Here is a 4,491-nt window from a genome sequence, read left to right as displayed (position 1 = left end):
CCTCATGCAACCTACATATTTGTTGCCAAATATGCAGTTTCGGATGGAGACCATCTTTGCGTCTGGCTGGGTAGCGTAAGCTACACTGTGAGAATGCGACTTCTTGTCGCACCATAAGCGATGTTATCGGTATGAAAAGAGGATCTTCGATTGGAAGGTCCTTTTCGTATTACTAATGTATCTATATCTACTTGTAGTTTATTAATAAATATAGGAATTTATTGGGATATTACATACTATCTGATAATGTTGGAGGGCATCATGCTCGAAAAAGGAAAAATTAACGCCGGTGAATTTCTTATATTAGTCATCGTATTTACGATAGGAGGAACGGTACTTGTTGCGGCTACTGGACTTGCAGGGATAGCAAAGCAGGATTCCTGGGTTGCTGATCCCTTAACAATTCTTATAAGTTTATTTTTTATATTCATCTATAATCAATTAGCCACTTTTTATCCATCTATGACTTATGTCGAAGTTAATGAAAAAATATTTGGAAAATGGATTGGCAAGATTGCAGCACTGCTCTATCTTTTTTATTTCTTTATCCTTTCTTCAGGTGTACTTAGAGAAATAGGGGATTTTTTTACGACACACATATTGGTTGATACACCTATCCAAATGGTTATGATCATGTTTTTATTCACCAGTTTAATCGGTGTTCGGTTAGGATTAGAAGTCATCTGTCGTACAGCGTTAATTTTTTTCCCTTGGATAGTTATGATGTTATTGATGTTGCTCTTATTTCTTATCCCTGAAATCAAATTAGAAAATATACAACCTATTTTTGGTGAAGGCATGAAACCAATTATTAAGGGCTCATATCACATTTTAGGACTTCCCTATTTAGAGCTTGCGATACTATTAATGGTCACACCGTATGTTACTGAAAAAGCAACAATGAAAAAAGCTTATTATAGAGGAATGGTAATTGGAGGCATCTTCCTATTCATTACGGTTGCTTTCTGTATTTTAGTATTGGGTTCTGAGATTACCGCAAGACAAGCCTACCCTTCATATATTTTAGGGAAAAAAATAAGCATTGGTGGTTTTATTGAACGGATTGAAGCCGTTGTGGCATTCATTTGGGTTTTTACAGTGTATTTTAAGTTGACTATTATAAATTATGGGCTCTCTCTTGGAATAGCTCAAGTACTTGGATTGAAAAGTTATAAAATCTTGCTTTTTCCATTAGCATTTTTAATCATTACCTTTGCGATCTTTTCATATCGAGATATTGTCCATTTTCATGACTTTGTTGGGAAAACGTGGACACCTTATTCTTTAACCATTTGTTTTATTCTGCCGTTGTTATTATTAGTGATTGGAACAATTCGAAAAAAACGTTCTGCTCCTAATACAACTAAACATTAACCTATAAGGGGGATTGCTAACAGTGGTCCAAAGCAAAATACACCCGATTCAACTTTTTGTCTTAATGGTTTTGTTTGAGGTTGGAAGTGCAGTTGTGGTTGGATTAGGTTTGGAAGCGAAACAGGATGCTTGGATAGCGATTCTATTAGGGATGATGGGGGGAATAGGATTATTTTCCCTATATGTTTATCTTTACTCGCAATTTCCAACCTTATCTTTAACAAACTTTCTTGAAAAAATCGTTGGCAAGTTAATTGGAAGAACTCTTGCTATTGCATATATTTGCTTGTTCTTATACCTCGCAGCTAGAATTTTAAGAACTTTCTGTGATTTGTTGTTAACAGAGATCATACCTGAAACACCAATATTGGTAATAGCTATTATCATAATGATTAGCATCAGTTTTGGTTGTTATTTAGGGTTTGAGGTGATTGCTAGAACGGCTGAAGTTTTCTTTCCTTGGGTCATGTTTTTCAGTTTTTTGTTTGTCCTATTGGTTTTCATCGGTGGACTTCCTAAATTGGAAAACTTACAACCAGTCCTTGAAGCTGGGTGGAAACCTGTATTTCAAGCTATCTACCCAACGATTCTTTCTTTTCCTTTTTGGGAAACGATTGTTTTTACAATATTTTTTCCATATTTAAATAAACAAAAGGAAGGGATTGTTGCTGGTTATATAGCTATTATCTTTAGTGGAATGATTATAACAACAGCTACAACCATTATGATTAGTGTTCTAGGCCCTTTTGTAGCATCAATAAGTCCATTTCCTTTATTAGATACAATAGCACCAGTCAATGTTGGTAATTTTTTTAATAGGCTCGATCCTATAGCCCTTATTTTATTGATTATCGGTGGATATTTTAAAATTACTGTCTTTTTCTGTGGGGCTGTTGAAGGGTTTTCTAGTCTTGTTAATAAGCCAAAACTAAAAAAGTTTACGATTCTGATCATGGCTGCAGCTGTCATTTCCATGTCCATTTTAATGTCCAGCAATATCTTAGAACATAAAAAGGACGTTAAAATTGTAGCTTATCTACTCCAAGTACCATTATTTATGGTTATCCCTTTTTTGTTGATTGTCATTATTATAATAAAAAAGAAAATCAAGGGGAAAAAATAAATCTGAACCACACGTACAGCACTTAATTTTATTTATGTGGCTTTTTTGTTGATCAATCGTTGCTGGTACAGTTTTGAATTGCCGTCCCATAGTTGAACAAGACCCGAGAGTATCGAATGAATACTGTATACAAAACTAGTTAACATAAAGCTTCTTATAGGCAATGAAAAAGAGAGTCATACACCATGTATGGCTCTTTCATAACGATTTGAACCCTCTTAAAGTATAAAATCCCCCAAAAAAGTAAAAGTAATAATGAACTAGTCATAAAAGGAGTATGCACATGTCTAAAAAAATCCTAGATTTGCAAAACGACATATCAGTCATATGTGGAATATATTTTGCTATTCGTTTTATCTACACAAAAGAAATATATATACAGATAAACGAATATACGATAAATACGCTTAATTTACTCATACTAACAATTGTATTGGGTGCAATACATAGAGCAAGGGATAAGGAGACTAGTAAAGAGATAAAATTAATAAAGTAACTGTGATAGACCCCAAATTTTATACTTCAAAAAAGCCATCGGATTTATTTTAAACCCGATGGCTTTGGAATATAGAATAATAATTATTATGTTTCATTTGATTTCGATCTACCTTTCTTCTTGAAACCATTACGAATCAGAGCAACGAGCAACATTAATAACGGAATGACCACCATGAAAGGCACGTGAAGGGGATACATTATAATGTCTAAACCTTCTTCAATATGTTCCGAAAAATCTGAGGCAATCGCCATGGATAAAAAGAGAAGAATAACGCCCATTGGTAACACAATTTGTTGATGATTTTTTAACTTAAACAAATCGACTATTCCGATCACTGCACAATACAAAGAAATGGATGTTTTGAAAAACATCGTAATCAGAAAGGTAAAAACAACAATAGAATCAAGCCGTTGGATAAACTCAAAAAGGTTGACCTTTCCAATGGTTGATAACAAAGGAAAAGTAGATCTCTCTACTGTTTCGATGCCAAGAACGGCGATATTTAAACTGATTGTATAACTTAAGACAAGACCGCTTAAAATGACGGCAGACAGCGATACTTTTTTCGCTAATTCAGGCCGATTTAAATAAGGAAGCAGCATGGTAAAGGTAATCATTTGTCCGAAAGGGAAAAAAGTAATTAACGGAAAGGCTGTCGTTACGATTGGTTTCCACCCATTTTCTAGAAATGGTTGCAAATTATGAAGCTTGATATTACCTGAAAAATAGACGAAAAGATTTCCTATTAGCCCTAAAAAGATCAAAATGACTATAAATACTTCTGCTGTTCTCCCCAATACTTCAATCCCTAGATAAAGTACATAACAAATGGAAAGAACTAGTAAGATATTGAGAGCCAATAACGGTGTTTTGGGCATGGTCGATGAAAGAAGCAAATCCCCGAAGTCACGCAAATTCCGGGCCGCACTGTACAAAAAGTAGACGACGTATAATAGGCCAATTATCCACCCAACGTATTTGCCAAATATTTTCCTGGCATATCCGGTCAACGGCAAGTTGCGATATTGACGAAATAAAGCGTAATAAATAAAAAATAAAGCTATTCCCCCACACATTCCTAGAAGAATCGCAAGCCAAGCATCTTTTTTCGCAGTTACTCCATAGCTTACGACCAGTGCACTTCCAAGTTCAAATAAAAACATCATGGCAAATAGTTGAATGACACTAATTTTGGCTTTCTCCACTGTCTAGGAGCTCCCTCCTTTCCCTAATGGTTTAATCTGTACACTTGTTACATCTTATCTAGTTATTCATCCTACCCTACTTTCCTATGCTCAATACTTTTAAGGGTCGAGGAATGTATACTCTATACAAATCTAGTTAACATAATCATTCTTATAGGTACTGAAAACATTCATGATCTCTCGCTCTCAACCTAGGAATGAAAATAGGTTCTTCATTCCATAATGTAGATACCGCAGATAGTGAGTATATAACGTATCCTTTATTGGTGGTTTTACCCTGTACTGAAAAC

3 protein-coding genes are annotated in these 4,491 nt (G+C 34.7%); 2 read left to right on the top strand and 1 reads right to left on the bottom strand.

Translation table 11 applies throughout. The features are described 5' to 3' along the window. Positions 1-261 precede the first annotated feature (261 nt). Entirely contained in the window at positions 262-1,374 is a 1,113-nt protein-coding gene (locus tag K9V48_RS27200; RefSeq protein WP_224142197.1) for a GerAB/ArcD/ProY family transporter, read from the top strand. 22 nt (positions 1,375-1,396) lie between these two features. Then, positions 1,397-2,497, top strand: a complete 1,101-nt coding sequence (locus K9V48_RS27195; protein WP_224142196.1) for a GerAB/ArcD/ProY family transporter — start codon at positions 1,397-1,399, stop codon at positions 2,495-2,497. Between the two features lie 582 nt (positions 2,498-3,079). Here the strand turns inward: K9V48_RS27195 and K9V48_RS27190 are convergent. After that, positions 3,080-4,201, bottom strand: coding sequence for a GerAB/ArcD/ProY family transporter (locus K9V48_RS27190; protein ID WP_224142195.1), 1,122 nt, complete (start codon positions 4,199-4,201; stop codon positions 3,080-3,082). Positions 4,202-4,491 lie beyond the last annotated feature (290 nt).

It is taken from the genome of Metabacillus rhizolycopersici, assembly GCF_020075705.1.
The sequence above is the reverse complement of the archived record's forward strand: the minus strand, read 5'-3'. Positions and strand labels throughout refer to the sequence as shown.